Origin of the sequence: Nitratireductor kimnyeongensis, assembly GCF_019891395.1 — a bacterium.
In the GTDB taxonomy this organism is placed as follows: Bacteria; Pseudomonadota; Alphaproteobacteria; order Rhizobiales; family Rhizobiaceae; genus Nitratireductor; species Nitratireductor kimnyeongensis.
Map to the genome: position 1 here is coordinate 773,132 of NZ_CP078143.1, position 13,302 is coordinate 786,433.

The 13,302-nt window shown below is 57.9% G+C and carries 16 protein-coding genes; 11 read left to right on the forward strand and 5 right to left on the reverse strand.

What is annotated here, in order from left to right; translation table 11 throughout:
* Window positions 1-22: 22 nt before the first annotated feature.
* The 7 genes from fliR (at window position 23) to KW403_RS03685 (ending at window position 4,089) form a co-directional block, all read left to right on the forward strand.
* Window positions 23-769, forward strand: a complete 747-nt coding sequence (gene fliR / locus KW403_RS03655) for a flagellar biosynthetic protein FliR (protein ID WP_223021401.1) — start codon at window positions 23-25, stop codon at window positions 767-769.
* Window positions 770-771: 2 nt separating this feature from the next.
* The gene (locus KW403_RS03660; protein WP_223021402.1) at window positions 772-1,161 is read left to right on the forward strand and encodes a hypothetical protein; all 390 of its coding nucleotides are present in this window, start codon (window positions 772-774) and stop codon (window positions 1,159-1,161) included.
* A gap of 60 nt (window positions 1,162-1,221) precedes the next feature.
* A complete protein-coding gene (locus KW403_RS03665; protein ID WP_246637879.1) occupies window positions 1,222-1,764 on the forward strand; it encodes a rod-binding protein in 543 nt (180 codons plus the stop codon).
* A 22-nt stretch (window positions 1,765-1,786) separates the two neighbouring features.
* Window positions 1,787-2,200 carry a hypothetical protein gene (locus tag KW403_RS03670; protein ID WP_223021403.1) on the forward strand — a complete coding sequence of 138 codons (414 nt, stop codon included), beginning with the start codon at window positions 1,787-1,789 and terminating at the stop codon, window positions 2,198-2,200.
* Window positions 2,197-2,712, forward strand: a complete 516-nt coding sequence (locus tag KW403_RS03675; RefSeq protein WP_223021404.1) for a hypothetical protein — start codon at window positions 2,197-2,199, stop codon at window positions 2,710-2,712. Before KW403_RS03670 ends, KW403_RS03675 begins: the two co-directional genes overlap by 4 nt.
* A gap of 426 nt (window positions 2,713-3,138) precedes the next feature.
* Window positions 3,139-3,609, forward strand: coding sequence for a MarR family winged helix-turn-helix transcriptional regulator (locus tag KW403_RS03680; RefSeq protein ID WP_246637880.1), 471 nt, complete (start codon window positions 3,139-3,141; stop codon window positions 3,607-3,609).
* Between the two features lie 198 nt (window positions 3,610-3,807).
* On the forward strand, window positions 3,808-4,089 hold the full coding sequence (locus tag KW403_RS03685) for an SCP2 sterol-binding domain-containing protein (protein WP_223021405.1): 282 nt from the start codon (window positions 3,808-3,810) through the stop codon (window positions 4,087-4,089).
* An 87-nt stretch (window positions 4,090-4,176) separates the two neighbouring features.
* On the opposite strand, the gene KW403_RS03690 is transcribed toward KW403_RS03685, so the two are convergent.
* Both KW403_RS03690 and odc2 read right to left on the reverse strand, forming a co-directional pair.
* Window positions 4,177-4,740, reverse strand: coding sequence for a GNAT family N-acetyltransferase (locus KW403_RS03690; RefSeq protein ID WP_223021406.1), 564 nt, complete (start codon window positions 4,738-4,740; stop codon window positions 4,177-4,179).
* A gap of 67 nt (window positions 4,741-4,807) precedes the next feature.
* A complete protein-coding gene (odc2, locus tag KW403_RS03695; protein ID WP_223021407.1) occupies window positions 4,808-5,941 on the reverse strand; it encodes an ornithine/lysine decarboxylase in 1,134 nt (377 codons plus the stop codon).
* A gap of 545 nt (window positions 5,942-6,486) precedes the next feature.
* Between odc2 and KW403_RS03700 the strand changes: the two genes are divergently transcribed.
* The 4 genes from KW403_RS03700 to KW403_RS03715 all read left to right on the forward strand — a co-directional run bounded on the left by KW403_RS03700 (window position 6,487) and on the right by KW403_RS03715 (window position 10,491).
* Entirely contained in the window at window positions 6,487-7,674 is a 1,188-nt protein-coding gene (locus KW403_RS03700; RefSeq protein ID WP_223021408.1) for an amidase, read from the forward strand.
* An 11-nt stretch (window positions 7,675-7,685) separates the two neighbouring features.
* Entirely contained in the window at window positions 7,686-8,588 is a 903-nt protein-coding gene (locus KW403_RS03705) for a LysR family transcriptional regulator (protein WP_223021409.1), read from the forward strand.
* 70 nt (window positions 8,589-8,658) lie between these two features.
* A complete protein-coding gene (locus KW403_RS03710; protein WP_223022433.1) occupies window positions 8,659-9,324 on the forward strand; it encodes a DUF1007 family protein in 666 nt (221 codons plus the stop codon).
* Between the two features lie 3 nt (window positions 9,325-9,327).
* Window positions 9,328-10,491 (forward strand): nickel/cobalt transporter, encoded by a 1,164-nt coding sequence (locus KW403_RS03715; RefSeq protein ID WP_223021410.1) that lies wholly within the window; start codon window positions 9,328-9,330, stop codon window positions 10,489-10,491.
* Between the two features lie 13 nt (window positions 10,492-10,504).
* Here the strand turns inward: KW403_RS03715 and KW403_RS03720 are convergent, their stop codons facing one another.
* From KW403_RS03720 to KW403_RS03730, 3 genes are all read right to left on the reverse strand, one after another.
* The gene (locus KW403_RS03720) at window positions 10,505-10,705 is read right to left on the reverse strand and encodes a hypothetical protein (protein WP_223021411.1); all 201 of its coding nucleotides are present in this window, start codon (window positions 10,703-10,705) and stop codon (window positions 10,505-10,507) included.
* A gap of 34 nt (window positions 10,706-10,739) precedes the next feature.
* Window positions 10,740-11,414, reverse strand: coding sequence for a GNAT family N-acetyltransferase (locus tag KW403_RS03725; protein WP_223021412.1), 675 nt, complete (start codon window positions 11,412-11,414; stop codon window positions 10,740-10,742).
* A 266-nt stretch (window positions 11,415-11,680) separates the two neighbouring features.
* Entirely contained in the window at window positions 11,681-13,297 is a 1,617-nt protein-coding gene (locus KW403_RS03730) for a TRAP transporter large permease (protein ID WP_223021413.1), read from the reverse strand.
* Window positions 13,298-13,302: the final 5 nt, after the last annotated feature.

Below are 13,302 nucleotides of genomic sequence, written 5' to 3' on the forward strand. Positions count from 1 at the left end.
ACTGCACCGGCGACCTGAGGTCATGCTGGAGACCCCGCTTCTGGCCGCCTTTCTTGCTTTCTGTCGCATTGGCGGCTGTTTCCTGTTCATGCCAGGCCTTTCTAGTGTCCGCGTGCCGATGCAGGTGCGGCTGTTTGCGGCCGTGGCGGCCACGCTCGCCTTGCTGGCGCATCTGTGGGATCTCATCACGCCACATGTTTCCGATGAACCTGGCCCCCTCTTCCTGCTGATTGCCTCCGAACTGGCCATCGGTGCGTTGATCGGCCTTATCGCCCGCTTCTACGTGCTTTCGCTTCAATTCATCGGCACTTCCATGGCGATGTTTTCGGGCTTCGGCATGGCCGCCGGTGGTACAGCCATCGAAGAAGCGGAGGCCCAACCGCCCCTGACGGCCCTTATCTCCCTATCTGCTCTGATGTTGCTTTTCGTTCTCGATTTCCATCATCAGATTATTCGCGCACTCGTTATTTCTTATGAGCTTGCACCGATTGAGGCTCTGTTCGACCCGCAATCGGCCCTGACCGACATAACCGATACGCTTTCGGATGCCTTTTTCGTGATGGTCCGGCTCGGCAGCCCTTTTCTCGCCTATGCGATATTGGTGAACCTTGCGATTGGTTTCATCAACAAGCTCACACCGCAGATCCCGATCTATTTTATCTCCCTCCCCTTCGTGATCACGGGGGGCATCATTCTTCTCTACTTCGCCATACCCTCACTGCTCAGCCTTTTTGCCGAGGGATTCTTCCCGATCTTCGAAGGACGCTAGCGATGCCGACACCCCGCCAGAAGCGTCTGCAGAAACTGGTTCTGGTCATGCAGCGTCTCAAGGATTTTCACCAAGCCCAGCACGCCGCGCACATGGCCGACGCCGCCGTGGCACAGGAAGAGGCAAAAGCCATAACCGAAACGCTCGATGCCGGAACGGACATGACAGCGCTGTTTCCGGAGCTTTATCATCGTCGCGTCGCCAATGCGCTTGAACGCAGCCGTGCAAGCGCCGAACGCGCCCGGCAGGAAGCGGAGCGCCTGTTGCAGGCCGATGCACGCGGAAACGCACTGGCCCGAGCCTATCGCGAGGCCAGTGATCTATCCGAACGCAATGCTGCGGACAAGGAACGTCTGGAGTTCATCGAGCGCCGGAAAACAAGCGGGGCTTAAGCCTCCCACAAGCTTGCTCTGAGAAGATGCTGCCTACGAAAACGAATGATGGAGGACGCCTTGGCGATATCGCCTCCAGGCGACATTGTCCTGAACGTTGCGCGCGCCGCCGACCCCACCAAAGCTGCAGCCGCAAAAGAGCGGCTCCAAGCGCAATCGGGCGTGACCGCAAGCTTCTCGGCAGTGTTCGACGAAAACCCCGTCCAGGCTTCGAAGGCCAACGCAAACGCTCCTTCCGATGTCGAGAGGAAGTTCGAGGCGATGGTGCTGCAGAACTTCATGCAATCCCTACTGCCTGAGGAGACGTCTGCCGTCTATGGCGAAGGTCTCGCGGGTGAAATGTGGCGGTCCATGTTGGCCCAGCAACTGAGCGAGACGCTGGCAGAAAAGGGCGGCATAGGCATCGCACGCAGTGTGTTGCGCGACTACACGGTGGAGAACGAAAAGCCCGTGCCGATCGGCGCGGTCTCTCAAACACCTGAGCAGGAAGAGGTCGGCAAACGTGCGCTTCTTTCCACTGCCATGGTCGAGGAAATCCAACGAGAAACAGCCAAAACACTCGGCGTGAACACGGCCTCGGCCAGCCGCGACAAAGACAGCTGAAGTTCAGGAACGGAACAACACCATGTATGATATGACCTCCGCATCAAACTCTAAGAATGCCACCCACAAGCTGAACCAGCATGGTGGCGCAAGTGCCCTGGCGATCATGCGGCGCATTGAGGAAACCATCGACGCGGAAACCGCCGCAATTCGCGAAGACCCAGCTTTTGACCTCAAAGCGTCCAACGCGCGCAAAAGCCGGCACCTTTACGAACTCACCCGTGCGCTCAAAGGAGCCAATGAGGCTGGGCTGGCCAATGCGCATCGTGACGCTCTGATCCGCCTGCGCGATAAACTCGCTGACAACGAGGCCACCATTCGGGCGCACATGGGTGCGGTAAACGAAGTCGCCGATCTTCTGCAGGACGCCATCCAGCGTGCACAGACAGACGGCACCTATTCTCAGCAAGAATTCGGACAGGCCGCATCGGCATGATCAAATTCGCCTTTGCCGCTCTCTGGATCTGCGCCGTGACGGTCGGAACGATGCTCTACTCGTTTCAGATTTCACAGGCCGAGAACAACGTGGAACCACCACCTGCCTTTTTTGGCGGCCTTGATTATGTGAGCACCGATGTCATCTCGGTACCAGTGATCAAGGCGGGGGCGGTGAACGGCTATTTTTTGACTCGCCTTTCCTACTCCGTGGATTCAAAAAAACTGCCTGCGCTCAGCATTCCTGTCCAAACGATGCTGGTCGATGAGATCTACTCCCACCTCTATGCAAACCCTGCGATCGACTACGCGAACAAGGAAGGTTTCGATGTCGCCGCCTTCCGGGACGGGCTTCGCGACAGCATCAACAAGCGGGTCGGCGAAAAGCTCATTCATGAGGTCTTCATCGAGCAGGCCGACTACCTGTCAAAGGCCGAGATCCGCGACAACACTGCACGCAGCAGACTCGGACCGGGAGAGCCTGAATCCACACCCACCAAGGGCGCGCACTAGCACGGTAGGAGGGAGGTCAGGCCTTCACCCGCTGCTCACCATGCGATCCACGGACGCCAAATCCGACTGATCATTGAAGATGCCCGCTGCCTAAAGCGAGAATGAATATTATAGTTTTAATTCGAAATAATTATAAAATCGTACCCGCTTAAACTACAATTATTAAATAGAATTATTTATAAAATTTATAGACCCAAACATAATACATAAAAAAAGACTCTCTAAGCGAACTTTTGTATCCTACGCCTCATTCTTGTCCAAAATTAATCTATTTAATGCTGATATAGGGCGTTGCCTTATACGGCCATCGTATGCAAACAGTCTTTTGCTACTTCGGTAATCCCACCAATTTTCGGCAGGGATGCGAGGCACTGTTTCGACGAAGCGGATTATGCAGGCCGAAAGAGTATAGTTTGGAGATTTACAGTGAAGACGACCCAGTCCTCGGTCAATATATCCACCGGATCACCCGGCAATGAATATCTTGATGTTTTTGACAGCACTGCACAGAGCCCCTGTTTACCGCTTCTGGCAACCGCCATTGGCTACAAGCTGCGCCGCGCGCAACTTGCCGTGTTTCAGGATTTTCAAAGATCGTTCGCCTGCGTCAAACTTCGACCAACAGAGTTTGCGGTCCTGTCTCTGATTGCAACCAATCCAGGCCAGAAGCAAACCGAAGTGGCCGAGCAACTGGGCATCAAACGTGCCAATTTCGTTGCACTCATGGATTGTCTAGAAACCCGTGGTCTAGCTGAGCGTCGGAAAGGCGATATCGATCGCCGTTCCCACTCTCTGCATCTTACGGCGAAAGGCTCCGATTTCATCGCTGAGATTTCAAAACTCTGGGCTCAGCATGAGAAGCGGATCATTGAGCGATTGGGGGGGAGAAGACAATAGGGACACTCTGATCACACTTCTGGACCGCCTGCTTTCCGGCAAGAAACGGACGCCGATGCCCCGTCGCTGAGACGAACAAAAACATTGACGTATACGTCAAATTCAGCCTACGCTCCGGCATTGGCATATGTCACACCTGAAACGACTATCGCCAACGCAATGACAACACGGCGCAGACGCGCTTACAGGAGAGCTTAGATGGGGATGGACGCAATTGCCGAGAAGGTGAAGGCACGCGTGGCAGATTCGGATTTCGGCCGATCGGTGAAATTCGACTGTGGAGATGACGGAGTTATCGTTATCGACGGAAGCGCCGTTTCAACCGACGACGGCCAAGCAGATTGCGTCATCAGCTTGTCCAAGGACGATCTTGAAGCAATGATCGCAGGCGATCTGGATCCGACAGCAGCATTCATGCAGGGCAAGCTCAAGGTCGACGGCGACATGTCTGTCGCCATGCAGTTGAGTCAGATACTGTAGCAAGCCTCTCTTCGAGAGGAATTGCTGCAGCTTTGACAAAGGCACCCTGGGGCGGACCCAACACGAGTTCGGTCTGCCCCAACAAAATCAGGCAACTCGGCTCCGCACAACCGCTTTACGACCGGAGGGATAAAGTACTCCCGACGCGTGCGACAGTGCACCCGGGACAAGCTCGAGCGCCAGAAATCTGTTTGTCTCATACGGACCAGGCATGGAAAGCGCCGCTGTCAGATCGGCCGAAAAACCAAACCGTCCATAGTATCCGGCATCTCCGACGAGGAGAATCGCCAGGTGCTCTAATCGACGCGCTTCCGCAATGGCATGAAGCATCAAAGCAGCGCCAACACCCTGTCCGGCACATTCTTCCACCACCGCCAGCGGCCCAAGAAGCAGGGCGTTGACGTCAGTGTTACCCAAACTGACATTCCAGAGGCGGACAGTGCCAATCATACGACCTTCCGGTTCGCGCGCAATGAACGCCAAACCGTCCGCCGGTAAACGGCCGCGGCGCAGCTTCTCCGAGGATTTCGACTTGCGCCTGGGCCCCATGACGCGATCCAGCAGAGTTTCCCGCTCGGCCGCATCCCGGTCATTCTCGCAAAGAATCGAGTAGGCAGGCGCAAACGCGCTGCCGAGAACAGCCTGTTTCATTCCTCTAAATCCCGAAGTCCGGAAAATCCTGCCCGCGCTATCGTGCGCAGGCAATGCAATCTATCTGTCAGATCACATAGGATCGTAGCGGCTCGAAACCGTTGAATGCCACCGATGCGTAGGTCGTGGTGTATGCGCCCGTGCCCTCGATCAGCACCTCATCGCCAATTGTCAGCGAAACCGGCAGCGGGTACGGGGTCTTCTCATACATCACGTCGGCAGAATCGCAGGTCGGCCCGGCCAGTACGCAAGGTGCCGTTTCGCTGCCGTCGTGACGCGTTACGAGCGGATAGCGAATCGCCTCGTCCATGGTCTCGGCCAAACCGCCGAACTTGCCGATGTCGAGATAGACCCAGCGCACATTGTCGTTGTCAGCCTTCTTGGAGATGAGGACAACTTCCGACTTGATGACGCCGGCATTGCCCACCATGCCACGCCCCGGCTCGATGATCGTCTCGGGAATGCGGTTGCCGAAATGCTTGCGCAGCGCCGAGAAGATCGCCTGGCCGTAAGCCTGTGCGGCGGGCACGTCACGCAGGTAACGTGTCGGAAATCCGCCACCCATATTGACCATGCGCAACACGATGCCTTCGTCCGCAAGTGCACCAAAAACGCCGCGGGCGTCGGCCAGTGCACGATCCCAGGCGTCGAGATCTGTCTGCTGCGAGCCAACGTGAAAGGAAACGCCATAGGGGTCCAGACCGAGAGCACGGGCATGACGCAGAACGTCGACGGCCATGGCCGGTACGCAGCCGAACTTGCGCGACAGCGGCCACTCGGCCCCCGCACCATCCGTCAGGACACGGCAGAACACGCGTGAGCCGGGAGCAACACGCGCGATTTTCTCCACCTCTTCCTCGCAATCGACCGCAAACAGACGAATGCCCAGTTCATAGGCACGCGCAATGTCGCGCTCTTTCTTGATCGTGTTGCCATAGGAGATGCGGTCCGCAGTCGCGCCGGCATTCATCGCCATTTCGATTTCGGCCACCGAGGCCGTGTCGAAGCTGGAGCCCAACTGAGAAAGCAAACGCAGGATTTCCGGCGCCGGGTTGGCCTTCACCGCGTAGTAGATCCGGGAATCGGGCAGCGCCTTTTCAAAGGCGCAGAAATTGTCGCGCACCACATCGAGATCAACGACGAGGCAGGGGCCCTCGGGACGTCGGGTGGCGAGGAAGTCGAGAATGCGCTGGGTGGCCATGTGTCTCTCCAATCGCGGCTTTCAGACCGCGTTACCGAAGCTTCGAAATTGCGAAAGCGAACTCGCCTCCGCGGTGGACAAAGGGCGCGGCATACGCACACGGGATCCGGCAGGTGGAGAGCACCGGAACCAGGTCATGCGATAACGCGCTTCGATGCATTCCCGCCTCGCGGCGAAGATGCGCTTTGTCTGCCTCAGCTTTGGATGGGAGACCCCAACCGCACTGCCGGCAATGAAGGTGTGCCTCTTCAGTAACCCCGGCTTTTGGACAGCCGGCAGACACCAGAAAGGCCCGCACCGTCGTTGCTTCAAGATGTCCTCGGTTTGATGGTTGGCCATCAGACCGACTGGAGCGGTTAGGTCCAGGTACCGTACCGGTTTCCTCGCCATTTTCGAGGTCCGGCGGACACCCACAGGCACGTGCGACTTTGGGCAGCGCGGATATAGGCGCAACGGCTGTCACAATCAATGAAAAATTTTATGTCCTTGAAAAAAAGGGCGTGAATGCCGACCTTTGGCGCTCTGGGACGTTGAGGAAGACGAAGATGATCAAGATGCGCGATACGCTAAACGCTTTCCTCGACTACCCAGATGCTTCTCTACCTGCCAGTGGCGAGGGACCGTTGGTGGGCCTGACACTTGGTGTGAAAGATATTTTCGACGTGGCGGGATATCCGACCGGTGGCGGCAATCCGCGCCGTGCTGAACACTTTCCCCCTGCCCTCAGTACAGCACCAGCGATCCAGCGTCTCCTCGATGCGGGCGCGCGCTTCATTGGCAAAACGCAAACCGACGAACTGACCTTCTCTATGATCGGGCAGAACGCTCACTATCCGGCTCCGGTCAATCGCGCCGCGCCACAGCGTTTCACTGGCGGCTCTTCCTCCGGTTCGGCCGCAGCGGTAGCTGGCGGGCTAGCCGACATTGCCGCCGGATCCGACACCAATGGCTCAATCCGCGCGCCCGCTTCCTATTGTGGCCTGATTGGTCTGCGCGCGACCCATGGGCGCATCCCGCTCGAAGGAGCCATGCCGCTTGCCCCTTCCTTCGATACGTTCGGCTGGTTTGCCCGCGATGCAATTATCTATTCCCGGGTCGGCGAAGTGCTGCTTGAGAGCGATCCGCACAGGGATCGTCTCGTGCGCCCAGTTCGCATCTCCGATTTCGATGCCCTTCTTTTCGCAGATCAGGAGCGCACGGTTTACAGCACGATGCTTGCCTCAGTCATGCATCATTTCGACCGGGATGCTGCCTTCCTTGCGCTGCCCGGCTCCATGGACGCTTTGTTCGAATGCTTTCGTGTCATTCAGGCTTTCGAGGCCTGGGAGGTTCATGGCGAATTTATCCGGACCGCAAACCCGCAGCTCGGTCCCGGCGTTCAGGAACGGTTCGAGTTTGGCAGCCGTCTGAGCGCGGCGGCGGTGGCCGAGGCGCGTGCTGAGCGCCAGCGCTTCCAGCAGGAATTCGCCGCGCTGTTCGATCACGATATGGTGCTGGTCATGCCAACCCAGCCGACCGTGGCCCCGATGAAGAATGCAACGCAGGAAGAGCTCGACCGCTACCGAAGCCTTGCGCTCAAGCTTACCTCCATCGCCGGCCTTCTGGGCTGGCCTCAGATCACGATCCCACTCGGTAAGGTGCATGATGCCCCCTTCGGCATCTCACTTCTCGGGCCCGCCGGAAGTGACCGGCAGCTCATCCGCATCGCCGCCGACATTCTCTCCGGAAGCTGAAGGAAACTATCGTGGACACACTCAGCCGCATGCGCGCATTCGTCGATGTCGTCGAAGCCGAAGGCTTTTCAGCCGCCGCCCGAAAAGTAGGGAAATCAAAGGCGCTTCTATCAAAATATGTCCGCGAGCTGGAAGACGAACTGGGCGCCCTTCTGCTCAATCGCACCACCAGGCAATTGTCGCTGACGGAAGCAGGTCACACCTATTTCGCCCGGGCAGTAGAACTGTTGCGCGACGTTGAGGATCTTGCCGAGGCAGTGCGCGATTCCTCAGGGGATGTACGCGGTAGGATCAAACTTTCGGCACCGCGCACATTTGCTGATGCCCCCATCGGTCAGTCGCTCATCGATTTCGCCAGTGCGCATCCGGACGTCACGCTTGAAATCAGTCTCGATGACCGTTTCGTGGACCTGGTCGAGGAGGGTTTCGATCTCGCCATTCGCATCACCAAGCTCGCCGACTCCTCTCTGATCGCCAAGCGGCTGGCTCCATTCCGCGTAATGCTTTGCGCTTCTCCAGAGCTGATCTCCCGTCATGGCGAACCGATCACGCCCCAGGAGCTCACCCATTTACCCTGCATTGTGGACACCAACAGCCGCTACCGCCAGAACTGGCCGTTCAGGCTGGAAGATGGCACAACCGTCAATGTGCCGGTCACGGGTCGTCTGGAGGTGAACAGCCCCATGGCGGCCAGGGCAGCGGCTTTGTCCGGCCTGGGGTTCGCCATTCTGCCGGATTTTATCGCAGACCCGGAGATCAGCGCCGGCCGTCTTGTCCCTCTGCTCGAGCAAAACAGTTTCGACGGCGCCGGGATTTATGCCATCTACCCGCATCGTCGCTACCTGCCCGCTAAGGTTCGTGCCTTTGTCGATTTTCTCGCGCAGTGGCTGAAAGAAAATTATCCCAACAAGTAACACAACGTCCAAATTCTGCCCGGTTCATGTAGAAAGCAGTATGAGCCAGACGGGAGCGGGACGATTGCACATGGTGATTCGGACGAAATTCATGTTCAGAGCCGGGGTAACCGTCCTCGCCCTGTCTTTTTCGGCACCTGCCCTCACGCATCCCCACGTCTTCGCAGAAGCCCGGCTCGACGTGAACACGGACAGCAACGGAAACGTTGCCTCCCTGCATCATGTCTGGCGCTTCGACGACCTTTTCTCCAGCACGGTTCTAGTCGAATTCGACAAAAACCAGGATCTCGCGCTTGATCAATCGGAGCTGGAAGAGGTCGGAAACGTGGTTCATGCTTCTCTCGCCGATTTCAATTATTTCCAGCTCGTCACGCATGACGGCAAAGATGTGCCGATGCAGGCGCCCGAGAGATTGATTGCCGACTTCGTCGACAACCAGCTGATCATTCTGTTTGAATCCGCCCCGGATTCGCCCCTGCCCCTTTCGGGCAAGGTGGAGTTTGGTGTCTACGATCCGACCTTCTACACAGCCATCGATTTCGTCGAAGACAGCTATATGACGGTCAACAATCTCCCGGCCGGCTGCAGCAGCAGTGTCGTTCGCCCGGATCCCGATGAAGCGCTCGCCCAGAATCAGCAGAGCCTGACGGACGCTTTCTTCAATGATCCAACCGGCAATGACATGAGCAAGATCTTTGCGACCCGCCTGGAGTTGACCTGCAGCAAGGATAGCTGAACCATGTCCTCATCCCGCCGTGTCGTCATCGCTACCGCAGCGATCATTCTATTGGCCGCAGGTACCGCGATGGCGCAAAGCTCGCTTGGTATCGGCGCTGCCGAACCAGCCATTACCCCGACCGGCCCTTTTGCGAGCACGTTGCAATGGATCAACACACAGCAGCAGGCATTTTATCGCACCTTGACCGGTGCGTTGAAGGCAATGCGCGAGGATGGCAGCAAGCTCTGGGTCTTGATCGGCCTTTCCTTCGCCTATGGCGTTTTCCACGCAGCCGGACCGGGGCATGGCAAAGCGGTCATTTCCTCCTACATGCTCGCCAATGAGGTGGCGCTACGCCGCGGCGTCATTCTCTCTTTCGCGTCGGCTCTGCTCCAGGGCGCAACCGCCATTATTCTGATGGGTGTGGTTTTCCTTGCATTGCGTGGAACATCGATCTCCATGACCGATGCAGCATGGTTTCTTGAAACCGTCAGCTTCGGCCTCATCGCCGGTTTCGGCGCCTGGCTCCTGTGGCGCAAAACTTCGAGCCTGAGGCGCGCCAGCGTCCCCGCACCGCAACCCATGCACAGCCTGTCCGCAGCGCACGTCCATGAGCACACTCCCCATCATGTTCATGTGCATGATTGTGATCATCACCACCACTCCACCTGCGGTCACGAGCATCACCACCGATCCGCTATCGATCATCATCATCACCATCATGTGCATGAACACGCATGTGGACATGACCATGATCACGGGCACGGGCACGGGCACGAAGCTGCACATGATCACGGCTCTGATGCGGTCTGCCCCAGTTGTGGCCATTCGCACGCTCCGGACCCGAGCCTGCTGACTGGCGAGCGTTTTGACTGGAAAACCGCAGGCTCTGCCATCGCCGCCGTGGGCATACGCCCCTGCTCCGGTGCACTGATCGTGCTCACCTTTGCTTTTCTGAACAGCCTCTGGCTTGGCGGCATTTTATCGGTGATTGCTATGTCGATCGGAACGGCGATCACTGTTTCGGTGCTGGCCACCCTCGCTGTAACCGCAAAGAACTGGGCGGTAGCATTGTCGGGTGGGAATCGTGCCAGCAACCGTGTTCACAACGTTATCGAAATCGGTGGCGCTGCCCTGGTACTGGTTCTGGGTCTGACCCTCTTGGCAGCAAGCCTTGCCGCCTGAGAGGTAAGCCGGATCAGCTGCGCTTCCGCTGCGCGCGGGCGCGCAACCAGAAGACCATGAAGAATGCCAGCACGAAAAGAACCGCGACGACCCCTGCAATCCAGGGTGAATAGGCACCGATGGCGAGCATGATGCGCGGCATCAGATAGGCCACGACACCAAAACCGATGAGGATGAACGCGGCTGCGATCGCCGCCTTGCGATTTTCCGACAAAGGTCCCTGCCCGTCCGTTCGCCGTGCCCCAGGCTCAGACCCTGAAAGCTTCCAGCCGTTTCTTCTGACGGCCTTCCTTATCGAAATTGGCTGGATCAAGCCATGCGTCAAATGCACCTTTTAGCGCAGCCCACTCGCTGTCGAGTATCGAATACCAGGCCGTGTCCCTGTTTTCGCCCTTCACGATCATATGCTGACGGAAGACCCCCTCAAACTTAAAACCGAACCGCTCTGCAGCGCGGCGCGAGGGCAGATTGGCATTGTTGCACTTCCATTCGAAGCGCCTGTACCCCAGATCATCAAAGACGTAGCTGGCAAAAAGATAGAGCGCCTCGGTCGCCCGCACGCTACGCGATATCCCCGGTCCCCAATAAATGTTTCCAGCCTCTATAACACCATTGGCCTGGTCAATACGCATCAGCGCCTGCCGACCGCCGACATGTCCCGTCTCCCTGTCGATCACCGCATAGAAAAACGGATCGGCGCTTTTGGCCGCCTTTTCAAGCCAGGGTCTGAACGCCTCCTCGCTTTCGGGCGGATATTCCGCCAGCCAGCGAAACCGCTCATCCGCGTCGGCAACCGTGGATACGGTATAAAGGCCGTCGCCATGGAGCACCGGATCAAGGGGCTCTAGCCTGACGAAACGCCCCTCGAGCACCTCGCGTTCCGGGCGCGGTCTGGTGCTCCAGTTGATGAGACCTGTCTGCATACGGATGTTCTCCAGCCTTGCATGTGCTCTGCCAGCCTTGTCATCGTTCTGCAAAGCACGGTGGCGCGGCGGACGAAAGGCCCAGCAGGACATGCAGACCTGCGCCAGGAAACGGATGGAGAAGCATAAATTGGAAACGGACGAGGCGGCCACTGGTCGGCCGCCCCGTTTCGAACCGTGCTTGGGAGGAGGAAAGCCGATCCGACAGTCAGAATCCTAACTGCCCAATCGTTAACGTTTACTTAACGGTGATCCTCAAATTGCAGCTATCTTGTAACAATCTCCGGGCCCATAAGGCTGTATGGCAGCCATGTTGACATAACCGGGATATAGGTAACCAGTATCAGGAAGATAAACAGGACCAACACAAAGGGCGCCGCTGCACGCACCACCTGGATCAGGCTCATGCCGGTTATGCCGCTCGTCACAAACAGATTGAGCCCGATTGGCGGCGTGATCATGCCGATTTCCATGTTCACCACCATGATGATGCCAAGATGGACCGGGTCGACACCCAGTTCCATCGCGATGGGAAACACCACGGGAGCGACGATCAGGAGGAGACCCGAAGGCTCCATGAACTGCCCGCCCAGGAGCAGAAGAAGGTTCACTGCAATCAGGAAGGTAAACCAGGTGAATCCGGCATCGACCATGAGACCGGTGATCGCCTGAGGTATGCGCTCGGCCGTCAACACATGGGCAAACAGCAGTGCATTGACGATGATGAACATCAGCATGACCGTGGTGCGCGCTGCATCCACCGTCACTTTGCGCGTTTCTTCATTGAAAAAGGCGCGCAGAAAGTTCCTCCCCATCAGGCTGAGATTCCGCCGCCAGATCGGCAGGCTTGCCACCAACAGCCCCGGCAGCGCTGCTACCCCGCCCCCGCCGCGCCACAGCGCGTAAGCCACCATGGCAACCACGGAGAGGATGAGCCCCGTAAACGTGCGCCCCTGGAGGGTCACCCCTTCCCAGTCGGCGGTCAGGAAGAAGCTCAGGATCATCCAGACAAAGAAGAACGCAAGTGCATAGACGGTGGCGGAAAACCCGACGCGCGAGCGCTTGCCGTCCTCCTCCTTCATCCATCGCTCGTTCTTCATCGGTCCCATGTCGCGGTAGACGAACAGCGCCACCGCAAAGGAGTAGACAGCGGCAACGGCCGCCGCCTCCGTGGGTGTGAACACTCCGCCATAGATCCCGCCAAGAATGATGATAATGAGGAACAGCCCCCAGCCTGCCTCCTTGCCCCCCGCGACAATCTCGTGAACCCCTTTCCACTCTTCTGCTGGCAGGTTGCGCACCCGCGCCATCACATAGATGGCAACCATCAGCATCAGCCCGGCGACGATCCCGGGCACCACACCGGCCAGAAACATGCGTCCGACCGAAACGTCCGTCGCCGCCGAATAGACAACCATCACGATGGAAGGCGGTATCAGAATGCCGAGCGTACCGGCATTGGCGATGATGCCGGCCGCAAATTCCTTTGAGTAGCCCACCTGCCGCATGCCCGCGATGGCGATGGTGCCGATGGCAACGACCGTTGCCGGTGAAGAGCCGGAAAGAGCTGCGAACATCATGCACGCCAGCACCGACGCCATCGCGAGGCCCCCGCGAAAATGACCTACCGATGCAATGGCAAACCGGATGATGCGCCGAGCCACGCCACCCGTCGACATGAAGGCCGATGCCAGAATGAAGAACGGGATCGCCAGAAGCGTGTAATTCTGCGACGCGGTGAAAAGCTGCAGGGCCACCGATGAAATGGAATCGCTTGAAAAGAACGCGATAATGATGAGTGACGAGAGCCCGAGGGCCACCGCTACCGGAACCCCCAGGAACAACAGGAGTAGCACGAGAACGAAAAGAATGGCTGGTTCCATCGCCG

What these genes read in the sequence shown, in the direction of transcription:
- fliR (WP_223021401.1), top strand. Translation starts at nt 23, where the DNA reads ATGCTGGAGACCCCGCTTCTGGCCGCCTTTCTTGCTTTCTGTCGCATT.
- KW403_RS03660 (WP_223021402.1), top strand. Translation starts at nt 772, where the DNA reads ATGCCGACACCCCGCCAGAAGCGTCTGCAGAAACTGGTTCTGGTCATG.
- KW403_RS03670 (WP_223021403.1), top strand. Translation starts at nt 1,787, where the DNA reads ATGTATGATATGACCTCCGCATCAAACTCTAAGAATGCCACCCACAAG.
- KW403_RS03675 (WP_223021404.1), top strand. Translation starts at nt 2,197, where the DNA reads ATGATCAAATTCGCCTTTGCCGCTCTCTGGATCTGCGCCGTGACGGTC.
- KW403_RS03685 (WP_223021405.1), top strand. Translation starts at nt 3,808, where the DNA reads ATGGGGATGGACGCAATTGCCGAGAAGGTGAAGGCACGCGTGGCAGAT.
- KW403_RS03690 (WP_223021406.1), bottom strand. Translation starts at nt 4,740, where the DNA reads ATGAAACAGGCTGTTCTCGGCAGCGCGTTTGCGCCTGCCTACTCGATT.
- odc2 (WP_223021407.1), bottom strand. Translation starts at nt 5,941, where the DNA reads ATGGCCACCCAGCGCATTCTCGACTTCCTCGCCACCCGACGTCCCGAG.
- KW403_RS03700 (WP_223021408.1), top strand. Translation starts at nt 6,487, where the DNA reads ATGATCAAGATGCGCGATACGCTAAACGCTTTCCTCGACTACCCAGAT.
- KW403_RS03710 (WP_223022433.1), top strand. Translation starts at nt 8,659, where the DNA reads ATGGTGATTCGGACGAAATTCATGTTCAGAGCCGGGGTAACCGTCCTC.
- KW403_RS03715 (WP_223021410.1), top strand. Translation starts at nt 9,328, where the DNA reads ATGTCCTCATCCCGCCGTGTCGTCATCGCTACCGCAGCGATCATTCTA.
- KW403_RS03725 (WP_223021412.1), bottom strand. Translation starts at nt 11,414, where the DNA reads ATGCAGACAGGTCTCATCAACTGGAGCACCAGACCGCGCCCGGAACGC.
- KW403_RS03730 (WP_223021413.1), bottom strand. Translation starts at nt 13,297, where the DNA reads ATGGAACCAGCCATTCTTTTCGTTCTCGTGCTACTCCTGTTGTTCCTG.